General features: G+C 71.8%; 23 protein-coding genes and 1 pseudogene. 5 read left to right on the forward strand and 19 right to left on the reverse strand.

Annotation, left to right across the window (positions count from 1 at the left end):
- Positions 1 to 5 precede the first annotated feature (5 nt).
- Genes HEQ75_RS19015 through HEQ75_RS19030 form a run of 4 tightly spaced genes read right to left on the reverse strand, consistent with a single transcriptional unit; the run spans position 6 to position 4,125 of the window.
- Positions 6 to 767, reverse strand: coding sequence for an ABC transporter permease (locus HEQ75_RS19015; RefSeq protein WP_168033643.1), 762 nt, complete (start codon positions 765 to 767; stop codon positions 6 to 8).
- Positions 764 to 1,945, reverse strand: coding sequence for an ABC transporter permease (locus HEQ75_RS19020; RefSeq protein ID WP_168033645.1), 1,182 nt, complete (start codon positions 1,943 to 1,945; stop codon positions 764 to 766). Before HEQ75_RS19020 ends, HEQ75_RS19015 begins: the two co-directional genes overlap by 4 nt.
- Positions 1,946 to 1,976: 31 nt before the next feature.
- Positions 1,977 to 3,023: an ABC transporter substrate-binding protein gene (locus tag HEQ75_RS19025; protein WP_168033647.1), complete on the reverse strand. Its 1,047-nt coding sequence runs from the start codon at positions 3,021 to 3,023 to the stop codon at positions 1,977 to 1,979.
- Between the two features lie 34 nt (positions 3,024 to 3,057).
- Positions 3,058 to 4,125, reverse strand: coding sequence for an ABC transporter ATP-binding protein (locus HEQ75_RS19030; protein ID WP_168033648.1), 1,068 nt, complete (start codon positions 4,123 to 4,125; stop codon positions 3,058 to 3,060).
- A gap of 110 nt (positions 4,126 to 4,235) precedes the next feature.
- On the opposite strand from HEQ75_RS19030, the gene HEQ75_RS19035 reads away from it, so the two are divergent.
- The 5 genes from HEQ75_RS19035 (at position 4,236) to HEQ75_RS19055 (ending at position 8,227) form a co-directional block, all read left to right on the forward strand.
- Positions 4,236 to 4,571: a hypothetical protein gene (locus HEQ75_RS19035; RefSeq protein ID WP_168033650.1), complete on the forward strand. Its 336-nt coding sequence runs from the start codon at positions 4,236 to 4,238 to the stop codon at positions 4,569 to 4,571.
- 15 nt (positions 4,572 to 4,586) lie between these two features.
- Complete coding sequence (locus tag HEQ75_RS19040; RefSeq protein ID WP_168033652.1) at positions 4,587 to 5,021, forward strand: hypothetical protein; 435 nt, start codon at positions 4,587 to 4,589, stop codon at positions 5,019 to 5,021.
- A gap of 100 nt (positions 5,022 to 5,121) precedes the next feature.
- The gene (locus tag HEQ75_RS19045) at positions 5,122 to 5,838 is read left to right on the forward strand and encodes a GntR family transcriptional regulator (protein WP_168033654.1); all 717 of its coding nucleotides are present in this window, start codon (positions 5,122 to 5,124) and stop codon (positions 5,836 to 5,838) included.
- Positions 5,835 to 7,250, forward strand: coding sequence for a hypothetical protein (locus HEQ75_RS19050; RefSeq protein ID WP_168033656.1), 1,416 nt, complete (start codon positions 5,835 to 5,837; stop codon positions 7,248 to 7,250). Before HEQ75_RS19045 ends, HEQ75_RS19050 begins: the two co-directional genes overlap by 4 nt.
- On the forward strand, positions 7,247 to 8,227 hold the full coding sequence (locus HEQ75_RS19055; protein WP_168033658.1) for a Bug family tripartite tricarboxylate transporter substrate binding protein: 981 nt from the start codon (positions 7,247 to 7,249) through the stop codon (positions 8,225 to 8,227). The genes HEQ75_RS19050 and HEQ75_RS19055 overlap by 4 nt, the downstream gene beginning before the upstream one ends.
- 196 nt (positions 8,228 to 8,423) lie before the next feature.
- Here HEQ75_RS19055 and HEQ75_RS19060 read toward each other — a convergent pair whose 3' ends face one another.
- From HEQ75_RS19060 to HEQ75_RS19130, 15 genes and pseudogenes are all read right to left on the reverse strand, one after another.
- Positions 8,424 to 8,954 carry a GNAT family N-acetyltransferase gene (locus HEQ75_RS19060; protein ID WP_168033685.1) on the reverse strand — a complete coding sequence of 177 codons (531 nt, stop codon included), beginning with the start codon at positions 8,952 to 8,954 and terminating at the stop codon, positions 8,424 to 8,426.
- Positions 8,955 to 8,958: 4 nt separating this feature from the next.
- Positions 8,959 to 10,638 (reverse strand): energy-dependent translational throttle protein EttA, encoded by a 1,680-nt coding sequence (gene ettA / locus HEQ75_RS19065; RefSeq protein WP_168033660.1) that lies wholly within the window; start codon positions 10,636 to 10,638, stop codon positions 8,959 to 8,961.
- Between the two features lie 143 nt (positions 10,639 to 10,781).
- On the reverse strand, positions 10,782 to 12,656 hold the full coding sequence (locus HEQ75_RS19070) for a cellulose binding domain-containing protein (RefSeq protein ID WP_168033662.1): 1,875 nt from the start codon (positions 12,654 to 12,656) through the stop codon (positions 10,782 to 10,784).
- 166 nt (positions 12,657 to 12,822) lie between these two features.
- The gene (locus HEQ75_RS19075) at positions 12,823 to 13,908 is read right to left on the reverse strand and encodes a branched-chain amino acid aminotransferase (RefSeq protein ID WP_168033664.1); all 1,086 of its coding nucleotides are present in this window, start codon (positions 13,906 to 13,908) and stop codon (positions 12,823 to 12,825) included.
- Positions 13,909 to 14,112: 204 nt separating this feature from the next.
- Positions 14,113 to 15,690, reverse strand: coding sequence for an ABC transporter substrate-binding protein (locus HEQ75_RS19080; protein ID WP_209318645.1), 1,578 nt, complete (start codon positions 15,688 to 15,690; stop codon positions 14,113 to 14,115).
- A gap of 139 nt (positions 15,691 to 15,829) precedes the next feature.
- Positions 15,830 to 16,339: a F0F1 ATP synthase subunit B family protein gene (locus HEQ75_RS19085; protein ID WP_168033667.1), complete on the reverse strand. Its 510-nt coding sequence runs from the start codon at positions 16,337 to 16,339 to the stop codon at positions 15,830 to 15,832.
- Between the two features lie 12 nt (positions 16,340 to 16,351).
- Entirely contained in the window at positions 16,352 to 16,879 is a 528-nt protein-coding gene (locus HEQ75_RS19090; RefSeq protein WP_328734418.1) for a F0F1 ATP synthase subunit B family protein, read from the reverse strand.
- A gap of 61 nt (positions 16,880 to 16,940) precedes the next feature.
- On the reverse strand, positions 16,941 to 17,165 hold the full coding sequence (locus HEQ75_RS19095; RefSeq protein WP_131546781.1) for an ATP synthase subunit C family protein: 225 nt from the start codon (positions 17,163 to 17,165) through the stop codon (positions 16,941 to 16,943).
- Positions 17,166 to 17,238: 73 nt separating this feature from the next.
- Positions 17,239 to 17,994 (reverse strand): F0F1 ATP synthase subunit A, encoded by a 756-nt coding sequence (locus tag HEQ75_RS19100; protein ID WP_168033671.1) that lies wholly within the window; start codon positions 17,992 to 17,994, stop codon positions 17,239 to 17,241.
- 45 nt (positions 17,995 to 18,039) lie between these two features.
- A complete protein-coding gene (locus tag HEQ75_RS19105; protein ID WP_168033673.1) occupies positions 18,040 to 18,336 on the reverse strand; it encodes an AtpZ/AtpI family protein in 297 nt (98 codons plus the stop codon).
- A gap of 138 nt (positions 18,337 to 18,474) precedes the next feature.
- The gene (locus tag HEQ75_RS19110) at positions 18,475 to 20,370 is read right to left on the reverse strand and encodes an ABC transporter ATP-binding protein (RefSeq protein WP_328734423.1); all 1,896 of its coding nucleotides are present in this window, start codon (positions 20,368 to 20,370) and stop codon (positions 18,475 to 18,477) included.
- A gap of 106 nt (positions 20,371 to 20,476) precedes the next feature.
- Entirely contained in the window at positions 20,477 to 21,451 is a 975-nt protein-coding gene (locus tag HEQ75_RS19115; protein ID WP_168033675.1) for a Bug family tripartite tricarboxylate transporter substrate binding protein, read from the reverse strand.
- Between the two features lie 138 nt (positions 21,452 to 21,589).
- A complete protein-coding gene (locus tag HEQ75_RS19120) occupies positions 21,590 to 23,872 on the reverse strand; it encodes a putative bifunctional diguanylate cyclase/phosphodiesterase (protein WP_168033677.1) in 2,283 nt (760 codons plus the stop codon).
- Positions 23,873 to 23,971: 99 nt separating this feature from the next.
- Entirely contained in the window at positions 23,972 to 24,463 is a 492-nt protein-coding gene (locus HEQ75_RS19125) for a molybdopterin-dependent oxidoreductase (protein WP_168033679.1), read from the reverse strand.
- A gap of 83 nt (positions 24,464 to 24,546) precedes the next feature.
- A pseudogene (locus tag HEQ75_RS19130) lies at positions 24,547 to 25,478 on the reverse strand (chromosome segregation protein SMC); the annotation flags it as partial.

A 25,478-nucleotide genomic window follows, 5' to 3' on the forward strand; every position in this document is an offset into this window, starting at 1 on the left:
GAACACTACCGCCGCCGCAACCGCGTGCCGAGCGCCAGCAGCAGCACGGATAGCGCCACCATCACGCAGGCGGCGGCCAGCACCGTCAGGCTGATCTGGTCGCCGAGGCCGGCGAACATCTGCCGTGGCAGGGTGCGTTGCCCCGGCCCGCCAAGGAACAGCGCCACCACCACCTCGTCCAGGCTGGTGGCGAAGGCGAAGAGGGCGCCGGCGGCGATGCCGGGCGCGATGCGCGGCAGGCAGATGCGCCGGAAGGCGTGCAGCGGCGTGGCCCCGCAACTGGCCGCGGCGCGCAGCAGCAGCGGGTCGAACTGCGCGAGGGACGCCAGCACGCTGACCACCACGAAGGGCACGCCCAGCATGGCATGCGCCAGGATCAGCCCGGCATGGCTGTTGGCCAGCCCCCAGCGCCCGAAGGCCAGCAGCAGCGCCACGGCGACGACGATGCCCGGCACCGCCAGCGGCGCCAGCAGCACCGCCAGGATCGCGCCCTGGAAGGGCAGCCGCGCCCGCCACAGCCCGAAGGCCGCCGGCGTGCCGAAGGCCACCGCCAGCGCCGAGGCGCCCAGCCCCACAACCAGCGAATTCCCCAGCGCCGGCAGCCAGAAATCGGAGGCCAGGAAATCCCGGTACCAGCGCAGCGAGAATCCCGGCAGCGGGTAGTGCAGGAAGCCGCCGGCGGAAAACGACAGCGGCAGGATCGCCAGCACCGGCAGCAGCAGGAACAGCAGCACCGCCAGCCCGAAGGCCCACAGCAGCACCCTCATGCCGGCGCCACCCGCTGGAAGCCCACCAGCCGCCCATACAGCCCGACCAGCAGCGCGATGGCTGCCAGCAGCACCAGCGACAGCGCCGCGGCCATGGACCAGTTCACGGTCCGGCTGGCGTTGAAGCCGATGAACCAGGCCAGCATCTGGTCCTCCGGCCCGCCCAGCAGGGCCGGCGTCACGTAGAAGCCCAGCGCCTGCACCAGCACCAGCAGGCAGCCCGCGCCGACGCCGGGCAGCGACAGCGGCAGCACCACGCGCCGGAACACCCGCACCGGCCCGGCGCCGAGCGAGGCCGCGGCGCGCGGCAGGCGCGGGTCGATCTCCCGCAGCGCCGCCAGGATGGGCAGCACCATGAAGGGCAGCAGGATGTGCACCATGGCGACCAGCACGGCGAAGCGGTTGAACAGCAGCGGCAGCGGCGCCTCCACCAGCCCGGCGCGCAGCAGGGTGGCGTTCACCACCCCCTCCCGCTGCAGCAGCACCATCCAGGCGGCGCTGCGCACCACCAGGCTGGTCCAGAAGGGCAGCAGCACGGCGCCCAGCATCCAGGGCGCGGCGCGCGGCGGGGCGGTGGCGATCAGCCAGGCCAGCGGGTAGCCCAGCAGCAGGCAGGCCAGCGTCACGCTGGCGCCGATGGCGACGGTGCGCAGCACCACCTGGCGGTACAGCCGGGCCTCGGCCGGCACCGCCTCGATGCCCGCCACGCCGCGCCGCAGGTCGAAGGCGGCCAGCAGGTGCAGGTCGGTCAGCGGCCCGCCGGCGGCACGGATCGCGGCCCAGGTGGCGGGGCTGGACCAGGCGGCGCCGGCGGCCAGGATGCGCGCCCGATCCTCCCCCGGCTCCGCCACCCGCCGCGCCGTGGCCGGCAGCAGGCTGCGCAGGCCGGGCGCCGCATGGTTCAGCCTGGCCCCGGCGCGGGCCAGGATGCCGGCGCCGGTGGCGCGGTCGCGCAGCCTGGCGGCACGCAGATCGGTGGCCAGCGCGGCGAAGGCTTCGTCCGGCACGGTGCCGCCGTCCCAGTCGCGCAGGCTGCGCAGCGTGGCCGGCAGCGCCGCCGCCACCTCCACATCCCGCACCGCGCGCAGCAGGAAGCCGGCGATCGGCCCGAGGAAGCCCAGCAGCAGCCCGGCCAGCAGCGGCGCCACCAGCAGGAAGGCGCCCAGGCGGCGTGGCATGGCGCGCGCGGGGCCGACCCGCCGGGTGGCGCTACCGCCCGACCCAGGCGCTGAACCGCTGGCTCAGCCGGTCCAGGTTGTCCAGCCAGAAGCGGTCGTCGATGCGCAGCGCGGTTTCCGCATGGCGTGGCGCCGTCGGCAGTTGCGCCAGCACCGGCGCCGGCAGCAGCGCATTGGCGCCCAGCGCGGTGACGCCATAGGGAATGCGCTGTGGCAGCTGCGCCTGCACCGCCGGCTGGCCGGCATAGGCCAGGAAATCCAGCGCCCGCTGCCGGTTGGGGCTGCCGCGCATGATGACCCAGCTGTCCAGCGTGTAGAGGTTGTTCTGCCAGGCGATGCCGAAATCCCGGCCATCCTGCGCATTGGCGGCGGCGATGCGGCCATTATAGGCGTTGGTCATCGCCACTTCCCCGGCCGCCAGCCATTGCGGCGGCTGGGACCCGCGTTCCCACCAGATCAGATCGCCCCGGAGGCTGTCCAGCTTGCGGAAGGCGCGGTCCACCCCGGCCTCCGTCGCCAGCAGGGGATAGACCTGGTCGGGCGGCACGCCATCCGCCATCAGGGCGATCTCCAGCGTCGTCTTCGGGCCGCGGCGCAGCGCCCGGCGGCCGGGGATGCGCGCGGTGTCGAAGAAATCCGCCCAGCCGCGCGGTGTCGTCGCCAGACGCGCCCGATCCCAGGCCAGCACGAAGGCGTAGTAGATGGCGCCGACGCCGCATTCCTGCACCGCCTGCGGGATATAGGCGCCCTGGCCGCCGATCGCCGCCCAGTCCATCGGCTCGAACAGGCCTTCCTCGCAGCCGATGAGCAGTTCCTCGGATTCCACCTGCACCAGGTCCCAGGTATTGGTGCCGGACTGGATGCGGGCGCGCAGCACGCCGACGCCGCCATCCCAGGTCTCCTCCAGCATCCGGGCGCCGCGCTCCGTCATCCAGGGGCGGAAATAGACGTCGCGCTGGGCGTCCTGGTAGGCGCCGCCCCAGGAGACCACGGTCAGGTCGCGCGCCCCTTGCGCCTGCGCCACGCCGCCGGCGAGCAGCAGCGCCAGCGCGGCGAGACATCCCCGAAGCCCGAGCATCCTGCGGCCTCCCTCATTCCTGGAAGCCTCGATGCTAGTCCCCGAACGCCCCGGCACGGAAGGCCAGAGCAGCGCCCGCCGGCCAGGTCAGCCGCACGGCTTCGCCGGGTGCCGGCAGGCGGGCGCCGAGCGGCGCCTTCACCGAGACCGGGGCGCCATCGGCCAGCACCAGGCGCAGGCGGACATGGTCGCCCTGGAACACCAGCTCCGCCACCTCGGCCGCCAGCAGCCCGGCCGCATCGAGCGCCAACTGCTCCGGCCGCAGCAGCAGCAGGCAGGGCGCGCCATCGGCCAGCGCCTCGCCCGGCCGCGCCGGCACCAGCGGCCCGGCCGCCAGGCGCACCCGCCCGCCGGCCTCCCAGATGCCGGGCAGCAGGTTGCTCTCACCGATGAAGCCGGCGACGAAGGCATCCGCCGGCTGGTCGTACAGCCGCCGTGGCGGCGCCAGCTGGTGCAGCCGCCCGGCGCGGAACACGGCGATGCGGTCAGACAGCGCCAGCGCCTCCGCCTGGTCGTGCGTCACATAGAGCATGGTCACGCCCAGCCTGCGGTGCAGGGCGCGGATCTCGGCCTGCATCTCCTCCCGCAGCGCCTTGTCCAGCGCCCCCAGCGGCTCATCCAGCAGCACCACCGGCGGCTCGAACACCAAAGCGCGGGCCAGCGCCACGCGCTGCTGCTGGCCGCCGGACAATTGCGCCGGCCGGCGATCGCCCAGACCCTCCAGCCGGACCATCGCCAGCGCCCGCGCCACCCGCGCCGCCTGCTGCGGCTTCGGCACGAAGCGGGCTTCCAGCGGGAAGGCGATGTTCTCCGCCGCGGTCATGTGCGGGAACAGGGCATAGGATTGGAACACCACACCGATGCCGCGCCGGTGCGGCGGCAGCGCGCCGATGTCGCGGCCTTCCAGCAGGATGCGCCCGGCACTCGGCGCCTCGAACCCCGCCAGCAGCATCAGCGTGGTGCTCTTGCCGGAGCCGGAGGGGCCGAGCAGCGTCAGCAATTCCCCCCGCGCCACGGTCAGGTCGAGCGGCGCCAGCGCGGCCGGCCCGCCGGGCGCATAGACCTTGGAGACCGATTCGAACCGCACCAGCGCGTCCTGCATGACGCCAGCGGAGGCTGTCCGGCCCGGCGCTGTCAATCGCTGCCGCGTTGGAACCGGCCCGGGTTTGCCGCGTTCGACCCGCAGCCTACGATCTCGAAAGGAAAACGATCATGTCCCAGATGGGCAACGACATGCGGAACATCCGCGATGACGCGACCGCGGCCGGTGGCCGGCTGGCCGACGATGCGCGGGCCGAACTCGCCCGTCTGCGCAGCCAGGTGGAGCGGCTGATGGAGGAACGGGTGACCCCGGCGCTCGGCAATGCGGCGGAGACGGTGGAGGACTACACCCGCCGCGCCCGCCACAGCATCGAGGACAACGCCACCGCCATGGCCGACACGGTCCGCGCGCAGCCGCTGCTGTTCGTCGCCGCGGCCGCCTTCGGCGGCTATGTGCTGGGCCGGCTGATGGGCAACCGCACCTACGTCTACCCGGACCGCAAGTAAGGAAAGGCCGGCCGCATGCGCCTGCTGAGCCTGGCCCGCGCCGCCTGGCAGGCGGAGAGCCTGTACCTCCGGCGCAGCGGCCGCGGCTACGCCATCCAGATGACGCTGGCCATCGCGGCCGGCGTCTTCGCCCTGCTGATGCTGGTGATGCTGCACCTGGCCGCCTTCCTGGCGCTGCTGGACGGGCTGGGGCCGATCGGCGCGGCGCTGGTGGTGGCTGCCGGCGACCTGGTGCTGGCCGGTGGTCTGGCCCTGGCCGCCCGCAACCCGCCGCGCGACGCGGTGGCCGAGGAAGCCCTGGCGCTGCGCCACGCCGCGATGCGCCAGATGGGCGACACCGCCGCGCAGGCGATGATCCTGGCGCCGCTGCTGCGCAGCCAGAACCTGAAGAAGGGCGCCATCGGCGCCGCGCTGACCGCCGCCGTGGTCGCGTTCTTCAACCGCCGCTGAAGCGCCTGGCGGCGCCGGGCACGCCCCGGCGCCGCCCTTTCCTGCGCCAAACCGGTACACCGGTATTGCGGTGCACCGTGCCGCAGCCTAGCCTTCCGCCATGCCGCGTCCCCGCCTCGCCGCCCTCGACCCGCCGCTTCTCAACCTGCCGCCGCCGGACCGCAGCCGGCCGGCGCCAGACCAGCTTTACCGCGCGCTGCGCGCCGCCATCCTGCGGCTGGACCTGCCGCCGGGCGCGCCGGTGCCGGAACCGGCCATCGCCGCCCAGGCCGGCGTCAGCCGCACCCCGGTGCGGGAGGCGCTGCGCCGGCTGCGGGAGGAGGGGCTGGTCGACATCTTCCCCAACCTCGGCAGCTTCGTCTCCCGCCTCAGCGTCGCCCAGCTGGATGAGGCGGTGGCGCTGCGCGAATTACTGGAGGCGGAGGCGGTGGGCCGCCTGGCCGCCAACCCCGGCTCCGCCACCCTGCCGCTGCTGCGCCGGATCCTGGCGGAACAGCGCGCCGCCGCGGCGGAAGGCGACCGCGACCGGGTCTATGCGCTGGACGATGCCTTCCACGCGCAGATCTTCGCCGCCGCCGCCCTGCCGCTGATGTGGTCCGCCTGCCGCGCCGCCCGCGCGCATCTGGAGCGTGTGCACCACGCGGCGGTGGCGGATCTGGCGCGCGCCGAGGCCGCCATCGCCGCCCATGCCGCCATCCTGGACCGCATCGCCGCCGCCGACCCGCCCGGCGCCCGCGCCGCCATGGCCGCCCATGTCCGCGCCAATGCCGCCGACCTGGCGGCCCTGGGCCGGCTGCATCCGGGCTGGCTGGCATGAGCTTCCCCGATCGGATGCTCGGCATCACCGTGATGCCCGAATACCTTCAGGTGGAGGGCGCGGAGGCGGTGCTGGACAACCTCCAGCACCGTGCCGGCGCCACCGCCATCGCCACCTCCCCCTATGTGCTGGCCCAGGCGGCGGAAGGCGAGGGCGGGCGGGAGCCGCCGATCGATGGCGGGGCGGGCGCGGTGCGGCTGCTGGACCGGCCGCTCTGGGGCCGTCGCGCCCTGTGGGTGCGCACCGCACCGGCCTTCGTGCCGGACCGCGCGCTGTATCGCGGCCTGCGCTACCAGCCGGCCGAGCCCGATGCGCTGACCGCGGCGGAAGGCCCGCGCCTGGCGGCCGCCATCGCCGCCGCGAAGCGCCGGGGGCTTGCCGTGCACCTGCAGGTGCAGGCGGCGATCCCGCCCGGCTACCGCGTGCAGTTCGGCGGCCCGCTGCCGGAGGACCGGCCGCGCCTGCCGGATGGGTCGGAGGTGCCGGGCCGCGTCGACCTCAACGCCTCCCTCGCCGCCGACGCCGTGCTGGACTACCAGCGGGCGCTGCTGCGCGACCTGGCGCGGGCCTATCCGATGGTGGATGCGATCCGCCTGGACTGGCCGGAATACCCGCCCTACGCTTTCCGGTCGCTGTTCTTCGACTTCTCGGCGCCGGCCTGCGACCTGGCGCGGCGGCTGGGCTTCGACCTCGACGCCATGCGCCGCGACGCGCAGGCCGTGCTGGACGACGCCACCAGTGGCGCGGCCGCCCGCGCCCTGGTCGCCGCCATGGCGGGCGGCGCCACCCAGGCGGCGCTGCGCCTGTTCGCCGCCCGGCCCGGCCTGCTGGAACTCGCCCGCTTCAAGGCGGCCGTCACCACCCGCTACCTCGCCGCCATGGCCGAGACCCTGGCCGAGGCCAGCCTGGGGCGCATCGCCCTGATCCCGCAGGCCTTCCCGCCGCCCTTCAGCTTCGCCAGCGGCTTCGACTTCGCGGCGGTGGCGAAGCTGGTGCCGGCCATGGGGGTGAAGTTCTACACCATGCACTGGCCGATGATGCTCTGGGAATGGGCCGGCGCCCTGGGAGCGGCCGAGGACCCGGCGGTGCTCGCCGCCCTGGCCGGGGCGCTGGACCTGGTGGACGGCCCCATCGACCCCGCCCGCTTCCGCTACCCGGAGCCGGAGGAAGCGCACCCGGTGGGCCTCGCCGCCCAGGCGCGCAAGATCGCCGCCGCCCGCGCCGCCGCCGGCGCCACGCCGGTGCTCGCCTATGCCCATGCCTATGGGCCGCTGGCGGATGTGGCGGCGCGCTTCCGCACCGCCTGGACCGCTTCCGGCGGCCGCGTCTTCGTCAACCGCTACGGCTATCTCTCGAACGACAAGCTCGACGCCATCGGACAGATCGGGCGCCTTCCAGGAGGACACGCATGAGCCGCACCACCCGCCGCGCCGCGCTTGCCGCCGGCCTCGCCCTGCCCTTCGCCACGGTCGCCCGGGCGCAGCAGGATTTCCCAACCCGCCCCGTCACCCTGATCGTGCCCTTCGCCCCGGGCGGCGCCACGGACATGATCGGCCGCATGGTGGCGGAGGCCCTGGCCCCGCGCCTCGGCCGGCCGGTGGTGGTGGAGAACCGGCCGGGCGCCGCAGCCAATATCGGCGTCGGCGTGCTGGCCCGCGCCACGCCGGATGGCCACACCATCGGCATCGTCAGCCTGACCACCCTCGGGCTGAATCCCTGGCTCTACAAGGGCCGCCTGCCCTTCGACCCGGAGCGCGACTTCGCGCCGCTGTCGAACGGCGCCATCACGCCCAATGTGCTGGTGGTGAACCCGCGCAGGATCCCGGCGACGACGCTGACGGAGCTGGTTGCCTGGATGAAGGCGAATCCCGGCCGCGCCAATTACGGCTCCTCCGGCGCCGGCACGGCGATCCATGTGGCGATGGAGGCCTTCCTGGCCGCCGCCGGCCTGGCCGCCACCCATGTGCCCTATCGCGGGTCCGGCCCGATGATGACGGACCTGATCGGCGGGCAGATCGACTTGGCGGTGGATGGCGCCGCCGTCGCCTGGCCGCATGTGCAATCCGGCGCGCTGCGGGCGCTGGCCACCACGGGGGCGGAGCGTGCCTTCTTCGCCCCCGACCTGCCGGCCCTGGCGGAGACCTGGCCCAACGCCGTGGTCGCCCCCTGGCACGGCTTCGCCGCCCCGGCCGGCACGCCGCGCGCGATCGTCGATCGGCTGTCGCAGGCCATCCAGGCCGTGCTGCGCGACCCGGCCATCGTCGCCCGGATGCAGGCCCAGGTGATGATCCCGGCGCCGATGGCCCCGGAAGCCTTTGCCAGCTTCATCGCCGCCGAACGCGCCCGCTACGGCGCGGTGATCGAGCGCGCCGGGATCCGGGTGGAATAGAGCATTCGCCGGTCAGGCGGGCTCGCCCGCCGACCCGGACAAGGCGCGGGAACAAGGGGATGGAGCATGCTCTGCGCTTCCTTCAGCGCGGTTCGTGCTCCTGAGCACCGAAGGCGAGGGCGGCGAAGCGGCGCCGGCCTATTGTTCGGGCTCGATCTGCGGAGCCGCAAGGCTTGAAGATGCTTCAGCGGCCCCGCTACCCCCCGGCCGGCGCAAGCGCCTCGAAGACCAGCATCCGGCGGCCGCGATGCTGGAATTCGTCGCATTCCCGCATGCCGATGTCGCACGCCACGTCGCGGGAGGCCTGGTTCGCCTCCCACGCCACGGCGATGATGCGGGCGAGGCCCCGCCGGAACCCGAAGGCCAGCGCCGCGCGTGCCGCTTCGCGGGCGAAACCCTTGCCGCGGCAGGAGGGCCAAAGCGCGTAGCGCAGCGCGATGCCCCGCCCGTCCGGGCGTTCCATCAGCCCGGTGATGCCGAGGAACTGCCCGGTCTCGCGTTCATACACCGCCCAGCTGCCGTAGCCACGCACCAGCCAGAACTCCATGTCGTCCTCCAGCTCCTCCCGCGCCCGTTCCGGGGTGCGGGTGCCGTGGAGCATGAGGCCGAAGGCGGCCTCGTCGCCCTTCAGGGCGATGAGGTCCGGCAGGTTTTCCGGCGCCACCGGGCGCAGCGAAAGGCGCGGCGTGGTGATGCCATTGCCTTCCGCCAGGCGGGAGACGACCAGCTCCCTACCTCGCCAGGGGGCGGTACTTGATGCGGTGCGGCTGGTCTGCCGCCGCGCCGAGTCGACGTCGCTTATCCGCTTCGTAGGCCTCGAAGTTCCCCTCGAACCACTCCACGTGGCTGTCGCCCTCAAAGGCCAGGATGTGGGTCGCCAGGCGGTCGAGGAACCAGCGATCGTGGCTGATCACCACGGCGCAGCCGGCGAATTCCTCCAGCGCATCTTCCAGCGCGCGCAGCGTGTCGATGTCGAGGTCGTTGGTCGGCTCGTCCAGCAGCAGCACGTTGTGCTCCCGCTTCAGCATTTTTGCCAAATGCACCCGGTTCCGCTCACCACCCGACAGCACGCCGACGCGCTTCTGCTGGTCGGCGCCCTTGAAGTTGAAGGCGGCGACATAGGCGCGGGAGGGGATGGTGCGCTTGCCGATGGTGATCTGGTCCATCCCGTCGGAGATCTCCTGCCAGACGGTGCGGTTGTCATCCAGGCTGTCGCGGGACTGGTCGACATAGCCCAGCTTCACCGTCTCACCCACCACCAGGCTGCCGCCATCGGGCGTCTCGACGCCGGTGATCATCTTGAACAGCGTGGACTTGCCGGCGCCGTTCGGGCCGATGATGCCGACGATGCCGCCCGGCGGCAGCTTGAAGTTCAGGTCCTCGATCAGCAGGCGGTTGCCATAGCCCTTGCGCAGCGCATCGGCGACGATGACGGTGTTGCCCAGGCGGGGCGCCGGCGGGATGACGATCTCGGCCTCGCCGCTCGTCTTCTCCTGGCTTTTCGCCAGCATCTCCTCATAGGAGGCGATGCGCGCCTTGGACTTGGCCTGGCGTGCCGCGGGGCTGCGGCCCATCCATTCCTGTTCCTTGGCCAGCTGTCGCTGCCGGGCGCTCTCCTCGCGCTCCTCCTGCTGCAGGCGCTTGCGCTTCTGCTCCAGATACGCCGAGTAGTTGCCCTGGTAGGGGAAGCCCCGGCCGCGATCGACCTCCAGGATCCAGTTGGTGACGTTGTCCAGGAAGTAGCGGTCGTGCGTCACGATCAGCACGGCGCCCTTGTAGTCCTTCAGCGTCTGTTCCAGCCAGGCGACCGATTCCGCGTCCAGGTGGTTGGTCGGCTCGTCCAGCAGCAGCAGGTCGGGCTTTTCCAGCAGCAGCTTGCACAGCGCCACGCGCCGCCGCTCACCGCCCGAGAGATGGGCGACGGGGCTGTCGAAGGGCGGGCAGCGCAGCGCGTCGAGGGCGATCTCGATGCGCCGGTCCAGCTCCCAGCCCTCGGCGGCCTCGATCTTCTCCTGCAGCTCGGCCTGCTCGGCGAGCAGGTCGTTCATCTGGTCCTCCGTCATCTCCTCGGCGAATTTGTCGGAGATGGCGTTGAAGCGGCGGAGCTGGCCGGTCAGCTCGGCGAAGGCTTCCATGACGTTCTCGCCGACCGTCTTGGTCTCATCGAGATGCGGCTCCTGCGGCAGGTAGCCGACCTTGGCGCCTTCCGCGGCCCAGGCCTCGCCGCCGAATTCCTTGTCCTGGCCGGCCATGATCTTCATCAGCGTGGATTTGCCGGCGCCGTTCGGGCCGAGCACGCCGATCTTCACGTCGGGCAGGAAGGACAGGGTGATGCCCTTGAAGACCTCTCGCCCGCCCGGATAGGACTTGGTGAGGTCTTTCATGACGTAGACGTATTGCCAGGCGGGCATTTGCTCGAATTCCGGCGCAGAGGATGAAGCGGCGGGTTCTACCCCGCCGCGCCCCCCCATGCCAACCGCCGCGCGCGGATCAGGCCAAACGGTCGCTTCGCATGGCCGCTTCGCGTAGCCCCCTTGGGAAGCCGGCAGCGCGCTCAGCCGATCCAGAGACCGTCGAGGATCTGCTGCGCGCCGAGCACGCCGGCCTGGCCGGTTTCCGCCGTGAAGCCAATGGTCGCGGTCCCGCCGGCCGCCAGGCTGCCGTTCCAGCCGGCATCGTCCAGATCCACCAGCTTGCCACCGGCCACGCCCGTGGTCTCGCCGCGCTGCGCGCCCCAGACACTGGTCAGATTGAACCTCGTGCCCAGCAGCACGTCCCAATCCGTCACCGCCGCCTTGGCGGTCACCTTGATCTCGCCCTGGAAGCCGCCCCACCAGGAATTCGTCACGGCGATCACCGCCTCCACCTCATCCGCCGGTGCCGGGGCGGGCCCGGCGGTGGCCGCCGTCTCTGGCGCCGCGCGGGCCAGCAGGTCCTGCACCGAAAGCGCGCCATCGTCGAAGCGCACTGCCGCGGCACTGCTGGCGCGGTCGCCCAGATCGTTGAACAGGATGGCATCGCCGCCGGCATCCAGGATGATGGCCAGCTTCTGATGGCTGCCGGCATCCAGCGGGTTGGCGCCGTCCCGCCCGGCATTGGTCACCGTGGTGACGAAGGTGAAGGCGTCCACATCGGCGATGGAATAGCCCTTCACCACCAGCAGATCCTGGCCGGCGGCGAAGTCCCAGATCATGTCGACGCCGTCGCCAGCCTCGTACAGGAAGGTGTCGCGACCGCCATTGCCATAAAGGTTGTCGCCCACCACCACCTCGGCCAGCGTCAGCGGGCCGGCTTCCGGCACCGGGGTGCAGCCGCAATCCGCACCGGCGTCGTCGTCCCCGGTCTCGTCGTCGCCGGCGTCATCCTCGTCCTTCGTCTCGATGATGTCGCCGGCATCGCCCACCAGCTTCAGGCTGCCTTCCCGCTTGCCACCCTCGGCGCCGAAGGAGGTCAGGCGCGCGGCGAAGTCCATGTCCTCCAGCAGGTCCAGCCCGATCGGGCCCTTGGATGAGGACAGGGTGAAGCTGGCTTCCCGCACATCATCCTTGCCGATGCCGGAGGTGCCGAAGGACAGGCCGAAATCGAAGGGCCCGGACTTCACGCCCTCCACCGTCACGCCGCCGCTGAGCTTGGAGATCTTGTCCTCGCCGCCGGCGAAGCCCGTCACCCAGTCGCCCTCGGCGGAAAGCGACTGCGCCATCTTCTCGTCGTCGATCTGGAAGAACAGGCCGCGCAGGTCGGCGACGTTCTTGCCTTCCGGCTGCACCACCAGCGTGAAGTGCAGCACGCCGCCTTCGGCTTCCGTCACCTGCACCGCGACAACCGGGTTGCCGGGCTTGCTGCCGTCATGCGTCCGGCCGATCTCGAAGGACAGCATGCGGGTGGCTTCCGCGCCGTTGCCGCCGTCCTTGTCGTCGTCCTTGCCGCCGTCCTTGTCGTCGTCCTTGTCGCCGTCCTTGTCGTCGCCCGGCAGGCAGGTCTCGCCGGCCGGCGTACCACCGGTCCAGACCAGGCGGCCATCGTCCTGGCCACCGCTGATGGTGTCGTCGCCACCCTCGCCCTGGATCTCGTCATTGCCAAAGCCGCCGAAGACCAGGTCGGCGCCCGCGCCGGCCTCGATCAGGTCGTCGTAGGAGACGCCGGCGGCGCGGATCAGGCCGGGCGCATCGCCATGCACCGTGTCGTTGCCCGAACCGGCATAGATCCGATCGGCGCCCTCGCCACCCTCGACGCTGTCGGCACCGCCGCCGGCATAGGCCACGTCGTTGCCGGCGCCGCCCCGCATGGTGTCGGAGGCCGCGCCGCCATGCATCGCGTCGTCGCCGGCACCGGCCTCGAACAGATCCCGCCCGCCATTGCCGAACATCAGGTCGTCGCCGGCCTGGCCGATGAGGGTGTCGCGCTGCGCGGTGCCGGTGCGGGTGATCATGAAGGCCATCTCCAATTCGGGGTCGGAGAGGCCGTTGCGACCGGCGTGCCATGCAAATTGCGGGAAAAGCCCCCCCGCTACAACCGGGGCGTGCAGCCCGCCCGGGCCGGTCGCCGCAAGCTGCGCGGCGCCCTGCGAATTGCGAGGCGCCGGCGCAGCCAGGCCGTCAGGCGGTGACGGGCAGCTTCACCTCGCTGGTCCAGCCATGCGCATCCGGCAGCTTGCCGTATTGGATGCCGATGATGCTGTCGTAGAGCTTCTGGGTGAGGCTGCCGGTGCCGCCATTGCCGATGCTGATCCGCTCCTCCTTGTAGCCCAGCTCCCCCACCGGGGAGACGACGGCGGCGGTGCCGGTACCCCACATCTCGGTCAGGCGGCCTTCCCGCCCGGCCTGCATCACCTCCTCGATGCTGATGCGGCGTTCGGACACGGTGTGGCCCCAGTCGCGCAGCAGGGTCAGGATGGAATTGCGGGTGACGCCGTCCAGGATGGTGCCGGCCAGCGGCGGGGTGACGATCTCCTCGCCGATCTTCATCATGATGTTCATGGTGCCGACCTCGTCGATCCAGCGCCGCTCCACGCCATCCAGCCACAGCACCTGGGTGAAGCCCTGGCGCTCCGCCTCCTGCTGCGCGGAGAGGGAGGCGGCGTAGTTGGCGGCCGCCTTGCTTTCGCCGAGGCCGCCCTGCACGGCGCGCACATGCTTGTCCGTCGCCAGGATGCGCACCGGCTTCACGCCTTCCTTGTAGTAGGCGCCGACCGGGGAGCAGATGACGAAATAGGTGTAGCGGTGCGAGGGATGCACGCCGAGCATCACATCCGTCGCGATCACCGTCGGGCGGATATAGAGCGAGGTGCCCTCGGTCGACGGCACCCATTCATGGTCCACGGCGACCAGCGCCTCGATGCTCTGACGCACCAGATCGGCGGGGATGGGCGGGATGCAGAGCCCGGCGCAGGACCGGCCCAGGCGTTCCGCATGGCGCTGCACGCGGAACAGCCGGATGGTGCCGTCCGCGCCGCGGAAGGCCTTCAGCCCATCGAACACCGCCTGGGCGTAGTGCAGCACGGTGGTCGCCGGGTCCAGCGTCAGCGGGGCGTAGGGGACGATGCGCGCATCATGCCAGCCGCGCCCTTCCTCATACTCCATGATGAACATGTGGTCGGTGAAGCTGCGGCCGAAGGACAGGGCGGAATCCGCCTGGCGCGGCTTCGGCGTGCGGGTGAGGGTCGTGGGGAAGGACTGGGTCATGGTGCCTGTCGCTCTCGGTTTTTATTGCGTCTGCCAGGATGCTACCGCAACAGCAATGCGCGTGGGAGCCAGCAGAGCTAACATTGCACCCATGCGTGCGGGGCATGAAAGGTCAGCATTACTGCCGTAAGAGGCTCGGCATGCAAAAGGCCCGCCCCGGTGGGGGCGGGCCTTCGCAGCCGGCGGAGCGATGCCGGCCAGGGTTCAGCGGTTCACCCGCACGAAGCGCAGCGGGAAGTAGTTGTCCGCCAGCTGCTGCAGCTCGATGTTGCCGCGCGCCGCCCAGATCACCGTCTGCTGGTGCAGCGGCAGGTGGCCCACCTGGTCGCGATGGATGGCCATCGCCTCGTTGATCATGGACTGGCGCTTGGCGGCGTCGGTCTCCACGGCGATCAGCCCGACCAGCTCGTCGAAGCGGGCATTGGTGAAGTTGCCCACATTGAACATGCCGCGGTTGCCCTGGCGGCTGGCCATGATGTTGTAGAGCGTGTTGTGGGCGTCGTAGGTGTTGGGCGTCCAGCCCAGCATGTAGAAGCTGGTGTTGTAGCGCGGGCCCAGGATCTCGGCGAAGTAGCGCGCCCGGGTCTGCGCGTTCAGCGTCACCCGCACCCCGATGCGCGCCAGCATGGAGACCACGGCGGTGCACACCGCCTCGTCGTTCACATAGCGGTCGTTCGGGCAGTCCATCGTCACGCCGAAGCCCTGCGGGTAGCCGGCCTCTGCCAACAGGCGCTTCGCCGCATCGACGTTCAGCGGCGTGACGCGGTCATTCGCCTCGGCGAAGCCGTTCACGCCCGGGCCGATCATCAGCCCGGTGGCCCGCGCCTGGCCGCGCATGACGGTGCGCACGATGCCGGCGCGGTCGATCGCCTGGTCGAAGGCCTGGCGCACGCGCAGGTCCTGGAACGGGTTGCGGCCGCGCACATCGGATTTCAGCAGTTCCGGCCGCTGCTGGTCGAAGCCCAGGAAGATGGTGCGCAGTTCCGCCTGCTGGTGGATGCGCACGCCATTGGTGCGCGACAGCCGCGCCGTGTCCTGCGGCGGCACGGTGTAGATCATGTCCACCTCGCCGCTGACCAGCGCGGCGACGCGGGTGGCGTCGTTCGAGATGACGTTGAACTCGACGCGCGTCAGGTTGTGCTCCGGCCGGTCCCACCAGTCGGGGTTCGGCGCCATGACGGTGCGGCGGTCCGGCTCCCGGCTCACCAGCCTGAAGGGGCCGGTGCCCATGGCGTTGCGGGTGGCGAAATTTTCCTCCCGCGTCGTCAGATCGGCGCTGCGCTGGGCGTTGTTCGCCACGGCCCAGGCGCGGGACATGATGCCGAAGCCGGTGATCTGCTCCAGGAAGATCGGGTCCGGGTTGTTGGTCTCCACATCCACCGTGTGGTCGTCGACCTTCCGGGCTTCCTTGATGCTGGCCAGGCTGCCGGCGATGTTCGACCCCGGGCCGCGGGCGCGCTCGATGGAGAACAGCACGTCGTCGGCGGTGAAGGGCGTGCCGTCCTGGAAGGTGACACCCTGGCGCAGGTGGAAGCGCCAGACGGTCGGGCTGGTCTGTTCCCAGCGCGCGGCCAGCGCCGGCTCCACCTTCAGTTCACGGTTCCGGCGGACCAGCGGTTCATAGATGTTGCTGTTGAAGGACAGCAGGAAGGTCTCCTGCCGGGCGTAGGGGTCCATCGAATTGACGTCGCCGTCATTGGCCCAGCGGAAGGTTTCCGCCCGGGCCGGGATGGACAGGGCAGTGCCCGCCAGAAGCACGGCGGCAAGAAGGCTGCGGCGCAAGGTCATCTCCTGAACGAATCTGGCCGCACACTACGCCCGGACGGCGGTTTGCAAAACCGCCCCCACGCAAAACGGGGGACCTTGCGGCCCCCCGTCATGCGTCCGTGATGCGCGGGGCGGCGGCCCTGCGCGATGAAGATCAGGCGGCGCGCAGCGCGCGTGGCAGGTCGGCCACCGCCCGGTCGATCAGCGCCGCGTCGCGCTCCGCATCCATGCTCTCCGCCAGGACCTCGCGCGCCGCGGTCACGGCGACCTCGGCGGCGGCGTTGCGCACATCGGCCAGCGCCCCGGCCTCGGCGGCCGCGATGCGGTCCAGCGCCATCCGCTCACGCCGCTTGGCGGCCTGCTCGGCCTCCAGCGCCGCGGCCTCGGCCACGCGGCCAGCCTCGGCCCGGGCACGGGCGATCATGTCCTCGGCCTCGGCGAGCGCTGCGGCACGGTCGGCCACGGCCTGCTGGCGGAGCGCCTCGGCCTCGGCGCGCAGACGGGCGGCCTCCGCCAGATCGGCCTGGATGCGGGCGCCGCGGGCGTCCAGCATGCCGGTGATGCGGGTCCAGGCCATCTTGCCGACCAGCAGCACGAACAGCACGAAGGACACGGCGACCCAGAATTTCGGGTCGAGCCAGAAATGCTCGTAGTGGTGTTCCATGGCGGCGGGTCCTTATGCCTGGCCGCGCGCGGCCAGCGCACGGTCGACCGCAGCGCCGATCGCGGCCGGGTCGGCCTCGCCGGTCAGTCGCTGCAGCAGCGCCTCCGCGGTCTCCGTGGAGACCTGGCGCAGCGCGCCCATGGCGGCGTCGCGCGCCGCGGCGATGCGCATCTCGGCCGCATCGATCTGCCCCGCCAGCCGCGCCGCCAGGGCATCGGCCCGGGTCGTCGCCTCGGCCTGGGCCTGCTGCATGGCGCTGGCGATCGCCGCCTGCGCTTCCGCGCGCGCCCGGGCAGTCGCTTCCCGGTGCGCGGCGATGGCGGCGTCGGCTTCGGCCTTGGCTGCCTGCGCGGCTTCGAGGTCGCCCTCGATGCGGCGCCGGCGATCCTCCAGCACCTCCGCCACGCGCGGCAGCGCATAGGCGGAGAGCACGAAATAGAGGACCCCGAAGATGATGAACAACCAGACGATCTGGGCGATCATCAGCGGGTTGCCGAAATCGAGCTGCGGCATGGTGTTCCTCGTCAACTTCTCCTGCACGCGCCGGCGGGGGGCCGGCGCGCGTCGCGAAACCGGACCGGCCGCGGGGGCCGGCGCCGGATCAGGCGAACAGGATCAGGAAGGCGATCAGCAGCGCGAACAGCGCGACCGCTTCCGTGAGCGCGAAGCCCAGGATGCCGATCGGGAAGACCGCATCGCGGGCCGCCGGGTTGCGCGCCACGCTGGTGATCAGCGAGGAGAAGATGTTGCCGATGCCGAGGCCCACGCCGAACAGCGCGATCACGGCGATGCCAGCCCCGAGGGCCTTCGCGGCAGCCACTTCCATCTGGGTAATCCTTCCGTCTTGTATGAACCGGGTTGGGTGGAGCTGAGCGACGCGATCCGGGCCGGTGTGGCCCTTAGTGCAGGTGCACCGCGTCGTGCAGGTAGATGCTGGTCAGGATGGCGAAGACATAGGCCTGCAGGAAGGCCACCAGCACTTCGAACCCGACCAGGGCGATGTTGACCGACAGCGGCAGCACCGCCACCAGCGGACCGACGGCGCCAAGCCCGCCGAGCAGCACGACGAAGGTGGCGAACACCTTCAGCATGACGTGCCCGGCCACCATGTTCGCGAACAGTCGGATGGAGAGGCTGACCGGCCGCGACAGGTAGGAGACGATCTCCACCGGAATGATGATCGGCGCCAGCCACAGCGGCGCGCCTTCCGGGAAGAAATAGCCGAAGAACTTGCGGCCATGCAGCATCAGCGCCACCACCGTGATCAGCACGAAGACGATGGCCGCCAGGCCGAAGGTCACCGCGATGTGGCTGGTGTAGGTGAAGGCATAGGGCAGCAGGCCCAGCATGTTGCCGAACAGCACGAACATGAACAGCGTGAAGACGAAGGGGAAGAAGCGCTTGCCCTCCTCGCCCACCTGGCCGACCACCAGATCGTGCACGAATTCGTAGGAGGATTCCGCCAGCGACTGCAGCCGGCCCGGCACCACGGCGCGCGCCGACATGCCGAACATGATCAGCGCGGTGATCAGCCCGGCGGCCAGCAGCATATGCGCATTGGACTGCGAGAAGCCGACCGAAGCCCCGATCGGGCCCAGCACGGTGCCCAGCTCGAACTGGCTCAGCGCGTCGATCGTCTTGTCTTCGGCGGCCACTCTCGATCTCCCGCTCGCCGCGGCGCGGCGGCCTGAACCTGTGCCTTACTTCCTGGCGACGTTGCGTGGTGTGAACAAACGATAGACGTTCAGCACGCCGGCGACGCTGCCGAAGACGAAGCACAACAGGAAAAGCCACGGCCAGGTGCCAAGCCAGCGGTCGAGGAACCAGCCAGCCGCGACACCCACGATGAGCGCCGAGACGACCTCGACACCCGCACGGAAACCGACCCCCCAGGTGCTGCCGCTGGGCAGGCCCCCGCTGGACGTCGGCGGGGGGTCCATCCCCTGCCGTGTCCGGGCCTGCCGAAGCCGCTGCTCGAAGCCGTCGTCTTCCGCCATCCGAAGCTCTCCCCTGCGGTTGCCCCGCCCGGAAGGCGGCCCGCTCCTACGGTGCGGGGGCCTGGGTGTCAAGGCAATGAACGCGGTGCAACATGGTTCACGCCGGCGAAAGGCCGGCCGGCCGGCCGGATACCGCCCTCAGTCGCCGATGAAGCCGCCCGACTGGCGCTGCCACAGACGGGCATAGACGCCGCCAGCCGCCAGAAGTTGCGCATGCGTGCCGGATTCGGCCACCCGCCCCTCCGCCAGCACCACCAGCCGGTCCATGCGCTGCAGGGTGGACAGGCGGTGCGCCACGGCGATCACCGTCTTGCCCTGCATCAGCCGCTCCAGGCTCTCCTGGATCGCCGCCTCCACCTCCGAATCCAGCGCGCTCGTCGCCTCGTCCAGCACCAGGATGGGGGCGTCCTTCAGCAGCACGCGGGCGATGGCGATGCGCTGGCGCTGGCCGCCGGACAGCTTCACCCCGCGCTCCCCCACATGCGCCTCGTAGCCGCGCCGGCCGCGCCAGTCGGAGAGGTCGCCGATGAAGGACGCCGCCTCCGCCCGTTCCGCCGCCGCCACCACCGCCGCCTCGGTCGCCTCCGGCCGGCCGTAGCGGATATTCTCCCGGATCGAGCGGTGCAGCAGGGCGGTGTCCTGCGTCACCACGCCGATGGCGCCCCGCAGGCTTTCCTGCGTCACCCCGGCGATGTCCTGGCCGTCCACCAGGATGCGGCCCGATTCCGGGGTGAAGAAGCGCAGCAGCAGGTTGATCGCCGTGGTCTTGCCGGCACCGGATTGCCCGACCAGCCCGACCCGTTCCCCCGGCGCGATCGCCAGGTCGAAATCATGCAGCACGGCGGCCCGCCGCACCCCCGCGGCGCCTTCGGTGTCGCGGCCATAGCCGAAGCGGAGCTTCTCGAACCGGATGGCGCCGGCCGGCACGGCCAGCGTCACCGCGCCGGGCGGGTCGGGCGCCGTGGGCGGCACGGCGATGCTGCCCATGGCTTCCTGCACAACGCCGATATTCTCGAAGATGCCGGCCACGTTGAAGGCCACCCAGCCGGAGATGTTGGCGATCTGCCAGGCCATGGGCAGGGCGGCGGCCACCATCGCCAGCGGGATCTCGCCGCGCGACCACAGCAGGATGGCGAGCCCCGCGGTGGCCACCAGCATGGCGGCGTTCAGGCTGGACAGCAGCAGCCCGTTCAGCGTCACCAGCCGGGTCTGCCGGGCGAAGTCCCGGTTCAGCTGTTCCACCGATTCGCGTACCCAGCCATCCTCCTGCGCGGCGCGGGCGAACAGCTTGACCGTGACGATGTTGGTGTAGCTGTCCACCACGCGGCCGGTCAGCAGGCTACGCGATTCGCTGGCGCGGCGGGACCGGTCGCGCATCCGCGGCACGATCAGCCGCAGCAGCGTGGCATAGAGCGCGAACCAGCACAGGATGGGCAGCGCCAGCCGCCAGTCGGTGGCGGCCAGCACCAGCACGGCGCCGGTGCCATAGACCAGGATGTACCAGACGGCGCTGACGGACTGCACCACGCTTTCCCGCAGCGCCGGGCCGGCCTGCATCACCCGCGTCGCGATCCGCCCGGCGAAATCCTCCTGGAAGAAGGCCCAGCCCTGGCGGATCACCTGGTAGTGGCTCTGCCAGCGGATCATCGCGGTGACGGCGGGGATGATCGCCTGCTGCGTCACCAGGTTCTGCATCAGGATGGCGGTGGGCCGGGCGAACAGCAGCACCGCCGCCATGACGGCCAGCGTGCCGCCGGCCTCCGCCCAGATCCGCTGCGGCCCATGCGCCTCCAGCAGCCCGATGACGCGGCCGACGAAGACGGGAATCAGCAGGTCGAGCAGCGCCACAACCAGGCCGCTGGCGAACAGCAGGCCGAACAGCGCCCGCGCCTGGCGGGCGAAATGCCAGTAGAAGCCCAGCAGGTGCGGCGGCGGTGCCGTCTCCGGCACCGCCACGCCCAGCCAGGCGGAGGCCGTGGCGCCGGGCGGCGCCACCGGGTTCACGGCGGACTCGAACAGACGGAACAGGCGCATGCCGCCAGCACGCGCCCGGCCCGCCATGACGTCAACCAACACCGGGATGAACTTGCCGCGCCGGCGCCGCGAAGCGGGCGCCGGCGGGCCGGTTCAGGCGCCGGACTCAGCCATCCAGCCGCACATTCGCCGCCCGCGCCACTTCCCGCCACTTGGCGATCTCGGCCCGGATGAAGGCGCCGTATTCCTCCGGCGTGCCGGGGTCGGGGAAGCCGCCGAGCTGCACCATACGGGCGGCGATGGCCGGGTCGCGCAGGATCGCCACCGCATCGGCGTTGACCTTGCGGATGATGCGCTGCGGCGTGCCGGCGGGCGCCACGATGCCGGACCAGCCCAGCGCCTGGAAGCCGGGGGAGACGGTCTCGGCCACCGTCGGCACATCCGGCATCTGCGGCGTGCGGCGGCTGCCGGTGACGCCCAGCGCCTTCACCCGCCCGCCCTGCACGTTGGGCAGGGCGGAGGCGAGGCTGTCCACCATCACCTTCACATTGCCGGCGATCAGGTCCGCCATGGCCGGGCCGCTGCCGCGATAGGGCACGTGCTGCATCCGCAGCCCCAGCCGGTGCGCCAGCATCTCCGCCGTCATGTGCTGCGCGGTGCCCGGGCCGGCGGAGGCATACTGCACCATCCCCGGCTGCGCCCGGGCCAGCGCCACCAGCCCGGCCATGTCGCTGGCCTCGAAGCTCGGATGCGCGACGAACACCAGCGGCAGGGTGAAGATGTTGGTGATGGCGGCGAAATCCTTCTCCGCGTCATAGGGCAGGCGCGCCATGACGGAAGGGTTCACGCCCAGCGTGCCGGAGGTGCCGATGCCCAGCGTGTAGCCATCCGGCGTGGCGCGGGCCACGGCATCCATGCCGATGGCCCCGGCGCCGCCGGCGCGGTTTTCCACGACCACCCGCTGCGGCCAGCGCTTCGAAAGTTCTTCGGCCATGACGCGGGCGAAGATGTCCGCCGCCTGGCCCGGCGGGAAGGGCACCACCATGCGCACCGCGCGTTCCGGCCAGGCATCCTGCGCCCGGGCCGTGGACAGGGCGGGCAGCGCCAGGGTGGCGCCGAGCAAGGCGCGACGGGTGGTCATCGGATGGTCTCCCCCATGCAGCGGCGGTTTGCCCGCCTTCCGGTGCCGCCCGGCGCGCCCGCGGGCGCGTCAATGGATCGGCTAACGCATGCATTGTTGGAACGGGGCGGGACTCCGGTCAAGCCACCCGCCCTCGCCTCAGGCGGCGCTGCAGGCCAGCTTCGCATCCGGCGCCCGCTGCGCCAGCTCGGCCAGCGCCTCCGCCGGCATCGGCCGGCCCAGCAGGAAGCCCTGCACATGGTCGCAGCCCAGCTCGCGCAGCACGGCCAGCTGGCCGGGCTTTTCCACCCCTTCCGCCACCACCTCCGCCCCCAGCCCATGCGCCAGCCGCACGATGGCGTCGACGATGCGCCGGCCCGGGCCGATGCCGGTGCTGCCCGGCTCGTCCAGCCCGGCGATGAAGGCACGGTCCACCTTGATGACGTCGAAGGGCAGGTGCTGCAGGTAACTGAGCGAGGAATAGCCGGTGCCGAAATCATCCAGCGCCACCCGCACCCCCATCGCCCGCAGCGCGCGGAAGCTGCGGCTGGCGGCTTCCGTGCTGCGCAGGAACACGCCTTCCGTGACCTCCACCTCCAGCAGCGCCGGGTCACAGCCGGTCGAGGCCAGCGCCTCCTCCACCAGCCGCACGCCCTGTTCGGCGCCGAAATGCCCGGCCGAGAGGTTCACCGCCACCGGCATCTCCAGCCCCTCTGCGCGCCAGGCCATGGCCTGCCGGCAGGCCAGCTCCAGCACCAGGCGGGTAATCGGGTGGATCAGCCCGGTCTCCTCCGCCACCGGCACGAAGACGCCCGGGGAGATCAGGCCGCGCTCCGGATGCTGCCAGCGCAGCAGGGCCTCACACCCCTTCACCCGGCCGCTGGCCAGGCTGAACTTCGGCTGGTAGGCGAGGTAGAGCTGCCCCGCCTCCATCGCCACCAGCAGTTCGGCCTCGATCCGCCGGCGTTCGCGCAGCCCGGCCTCGTGCTCCATGCGGAACAGCACGGCACGGCCGCGGCCCTCGGCCTTGGCCCGGTACAGCGCGATATCCGCCCGGCTCAGCAGCGCCTCCGCGGTCATGCCGTGCTGTGGCGCCACGGCGGTGCCGATGCTGGCGCCCGAGCGCAGCGTGTAGCCCTGCAGCCGATAGGGGCGGCCGAGCACCTCCGTCAGCCGCCGCGCCAGCGCCTCCGCCTCCGCCGTCGCGGCCAGGCCGGGCTGGATCACGGCGAATTCGTCGCCGCCGAGGCGCGCCAGCATGTCGCCCTCCCGCATCGCGGCGCGCATCCGCGCGGTCGCGGCCAGCAGAAGCTGGTCGCCCACCGGGTGGCCCAGGCTGTCGTTCACCTCCTTGAAGTGGTCCAGGTCCAGGCAGTGGACCGCCACCATCCGCCCCGGCTCCGCCCGCCCCAGCAGGGTCTTCAGCCGGCTGCCGAACAGCAGGCGGTTGGGCAGGTCGGTCAGCGTGTCGTGTTCCGCCAGGTGGCGGATGCGGCGGTCCGCCTGGCGCTGGTCCGTCACATCCAGCCCCACCCGCACGATGCGGGAAAGCCGGCCATCCGGGCCGAAGACCGGGCCGGTGGAGATCAGCAGCGTGCGTTCCTGCCCATCCTCGCCCGTATGCACCGTCTCCCGCGGCGGCGTGGACTGGCCGGTGGCGACCACCCGGGCGATCTCGGCCTCGGAATCGTTGATGCCGGCGAAGTCGCTGGACCGACGCCCGATCGCCTCCGCCTCCCGCTCCAGGCCCAGCAGCCGCAGCGCCAGGCGGTTCATCAGCACCACCCGGCCGGCCGTGTCGTAGGCGGCCAGGCCCACCGGCAGCGCATCCATCAGCACGCGCAGCGTGTGCTCCGCCTCCGCCGCCCGGCGCGCGCCGCGCAGCGTCAGCAGGATCAGCACGACCAGGCTGAGCAGCAGCCCGGCCAGGCTGGCCAGGAAGAACCAGCTGAGCGTGCGGGAACTGGCGCGCGCCTGCTCCACCGCCTGGCGCCGTTCATGGTGCAGGGCCAGGTTGATCTGGGTCAGCAGCCGGTCGGCCTCCTCGACCGCGGCTTCGACCCGCGTCAGGCGCGCCGTGTCGCCCGGCTGCAGGGCGAGGATGTCCGGCTCGATCTGTTCCAGCGACGCCTGCAGGCCGAGGACGACATCGACATTGTCCTGCAGCGACCGCGTCACCGCCTCCTCCGCCCCTTCCAGCAGGGGCAGGCGGCTCAGCAGGATCTCGTAGCGCAGCGACAGCGCCTCCGGATCCATCTGCGGGTCGCCGCGGTCGTAGCGCAGCAGGGCGGTGCGGAAGCGGTGCACCTCCACCAGCGCCTGGGTGGTGAACCAGATGGAGACCCGCTGGCTGCCGGCTTCCAGCCGCAACTGCTCCCACCCCCGCTGCAGGGCGCCACCCACCGACAGCACGAACAGCAGCGCCGCGGCCGCCAGCGCCATCAACGTGGCGTGGCGCGAACGACCGGCCCCGGGCGCCAGGCCGCGCGCGCCGGCCTCAGCCTGCGCGGGATCTGCTGTCCGCCTCCGCATCCGTGGCAGCTACCGGACGTCGATCAGACGAAGCTGCCAGATCGCGCGCTCCCGGTAGGTGGGATGGTCCAGCGCCGGGCGTTCGGTCCAGGGATAGATCAGCCAGACCGGGCCGCGGTCACGCACCCGCAGCGGCTGCCCGCCCTGCCGCGTCGCCAGGAAGGCGCCATGGCGTTCGGCATCCTCGCGCGGGACCGTCACCGCATAGTCGTTCAGCGCCACCGCGCGCAGCATGTCGCCTTCCGCCCGCACGCGGCGCAGCACCCGCTCCAGCGCCACGCCGCCGAAGCGCAGCACCGCATCGCCGGTCCAGGGGGTGCGGGTGACGAGGTCGCCTTCGCCCAGCGCCTCCAGCTCCGCCACGCTGAAGCCATGCGGGCCGTCGGCGACGCGCCCCTCGACACGCAATGCCGGACGCCCCCTTGCGGCCTGCGGCTGCGACCGGACCGGCGAGGCCAGGGCAAGGGCGGGCAGGGCAAGCAGGTGGCGTCGGGACAGCATCGGGGGGACCTCCGGGACGGATGGCCGTGCGCCTCTTGCGCCCGGGAAGACCCCCATTCTGCCGCCAACTCGCCAGGGAATGGTTAACCCGGCGGCGCCTCCACCATTTCCACCGCCCGCTGCAGGTCCACGCTCAACAGGCGGGAGACGCCGCGTTCCTGCATCGTCACGCCATACAGCCGGTGCATCCGCGCCATGGTCAGCGGGTGGTGGGTGACGATGAGGAAGCGGGTGCCGCCGCGGCCCTCGGTGTCCGGCGCGGCCATGACCTCCAGCAGGTCGCACAGCCGTTCCACATTGGCGTCGTCCAGCGGCGCATCCACCTCGTCCAGCACGCAGACCGGCGCCGGGTTGCAGCGGAACACCGCGAAGACCAGGGAAAGCGCCGTCAGCGCCTGCTCCCCGCCCGAGAGCAGTGCCAGCGAGGACAGCTTCTTGCCCGGCGGCTCGGCGAAGATCTCGAGCCCCGCCTCCAGCGGGTCGTCGGAGCCGACGAGCGCCAGATGCGCCCGGCCGCCGCCGAACAGCCGGGTGAACAGGCCGCGGAACTCGGTGTCCACGCGGTCGAAGACCACGCGCAGCCGGTCGCGGCCCTCGCGGTTCAGATGGCCGATGACGCCGCGCAGCTTGGCGATGGCGGTCGCAACCTCCGCCCGCTCCGTCTCGATGCGCGCGCGGTTGGCCTCCAGCTCCGCCAGCTCGGTCTCGGCGCGCAGATTGACCGGGCCCATCTCCTCGCGTTCCCGGGTCAGGCGGTCCAGCTTCTTCCGCGCCTTCTCCTCCGCCTGCTCGGTCAGCTCCGGCACCTGGCCGGGAAGCGGCGGATGCGCCTCCCCCAGCCGCTCGACGACACGTTCCTCCACCGCCAGCGCAGCGGCTTCCGCCGTGGCGGCGGCGCCCTCCTCCCGCAGCTGGGCCTCGCGCGCCGCGGCGAAGGCGGCGTCGGCGGCGCGGCGGGCGGTGGCGGCCTCCCGGTCCTCGGCCTCGGCGGCGGCCAGGGTGGCGGCGGCAGCGG

Origin of the sequence: Falsiroseomonas selenitidurans (assembly GCF_012103215.1) — a bacterium.
Lineage (GTDB): Bacteria > Pseudomonadota > Alphaproteobacteria > Acetobacterales > Acetobacteraceae > Falsiroseomonas > Falsiroseomonas selenitidurans.

What these genes read in the sequence shown, in the direction of transcription:
- HEQ75_RS19125 (WP_168033679.1), bottom strand. Translation starts at nt 24,463, where the DNA reads ATGCTGTCCCGACGCCACCTGCTTGCCCTGCCCGCCCTTGCCCTGGCC.
- HEQ75_RS19085 (WP_168033667.1), bottom strand. Translation starts at nt 16,339, where the DNA reads ATGGAACACCACTACGAGCATTTCTGGCTCGACCCGAAATTCTGGGTC.
- HEQ75_RS19030 (WP_168033648.1), bottom strand. Translation starts at nt 4,125, where the DNA reads ATGCAGGACGCGCTGGTGCGGTTCGAATCGGTCTCCAAGGTCTATGCG.
- HEQ75_RS19095 (WP_131546781.1), bottom strand. Translation starts at nt 17,165, where the DNA reads ATGGAAGTGGCTGCCGCGAAGGCCCTCGGGGCTGGCATCGCCGTGATC.
- ettA (WP_168033660.1), bottom strand. Translation starts at nt 10,638, where the DNA reads ATGCCCGCCTGGCAATACGTCTACGTCATGAAAGACCTCACCAAGTCC.
- HEQ75_RS19070 (WP_168033662.1), bottom strand. Translation starts at nt 12,656, where the DNA reads ATGATCACCCGCACCGGCACCGCGCAGCGCGACACCCTCATCGGCCAG.
- HEQ75_RS19025 (WP_168033647.1), bottom strand. Translation starts at nt 3,023, where the DNA reads ATGCTCGGGCTTCGGGGATGTCTCGCCGCGCTGGCGCTGCTGCTCGCC.
- HEQ75_RS19105 (WP_168033673.1), bottom strand. Translation starts at nt 18,336, where the DNA reads ATGGCGGAAGACGACGGCTTCGAGCAGCGGCTTCGGCAGGCCCGGACA.
- HEQ75_RS19115 (WP_168033675.1), bottom strand. Translation starts at nt 21,451, where the DNA reads ATGACCACCCGTCGCGCCTTGCTCGGCGCCACCCTGGCGCTGCCCGCC.
- HEQ75_RS19035 (WP_168033650.1), top strand. Translation starts at nt 4,236, where the DNA reads ATGTCCCAGATGGGCAACGACATGCGGAACATCCGCGATGACGCGACC.
- HEQ75_RS19050 (WP_168033656.1), top strand. Translation starts at nt 5,835, where the DNA reads ATGAGCTTCCCCGATCGGATGCTCGGCATCACCGTGATGCCCGAATAC.
- HEQ75_RS19055 (WP_168033658.1), top strand. Translation starts at nt 7,247, where the DNA reads ATGAGCCGCACCACCCGCCGCGCCGCGCTTGCCGCCGGCCTCGCCCTG.
- HEQ75_RS19110 (WP_328734423.1), bottom strand. Translation starts at nt 20,370, where the DNA reads ATGCGCCTGTTCCGTCTGTTCGAGTCCGCCGTGAACCCGGTGGCGCCG.
- HEQ75_RS19120 (WP_168033677.1), bottom strand. Translation starts at nt 23,872, where the DNA reads ATGGCGCTGGCGGCCGCGGCGCTGCTGTTCGTGCTGTCGGTGGGTGGC.
- HEQ75_RS19075 (WP_168033664.1), bottom strand. Translation starts at nt 13,908, where the DNA reads ATGACCCAGTCCTTCCCCACGACCCTCACCCGCACGCCGAAGCCGCGC.
- HEQ75_RS19040 (WP_168033652.1), top strand. Translation starts at nt 4,587, where the DNA reads ATGCGCCTGCTGAGCCTGGCCCGCGCCGCCTGGCAGGCGGAGAGCCTG.
- HEQ75_RS19015 (WP_168033643.1), bottom strand. Translation starts at nt 767, where the DNA reads ATGAGGGTGCTGCTGTGGGCCTTCGGGCTGGCGGTGCTGCTGTTCCTG.
- HEQ75_RS19020 (WP_168033645.1), bottom strand. Translation starts at nt 1,945, where the DNA reads ATGCCACGCCGCCTGGGCGCCTTCCTGCTGGTGGCGCCGCTGCTGGCC.
- HEQ75_RS19045 (WP_168033654.1), top strand. Translation starts at nt 5,122, where the DNA reads ATGCCGCGTCCCCGCCTCGCCGCCCTCGACCCGCCGCTTCTCAACCTG.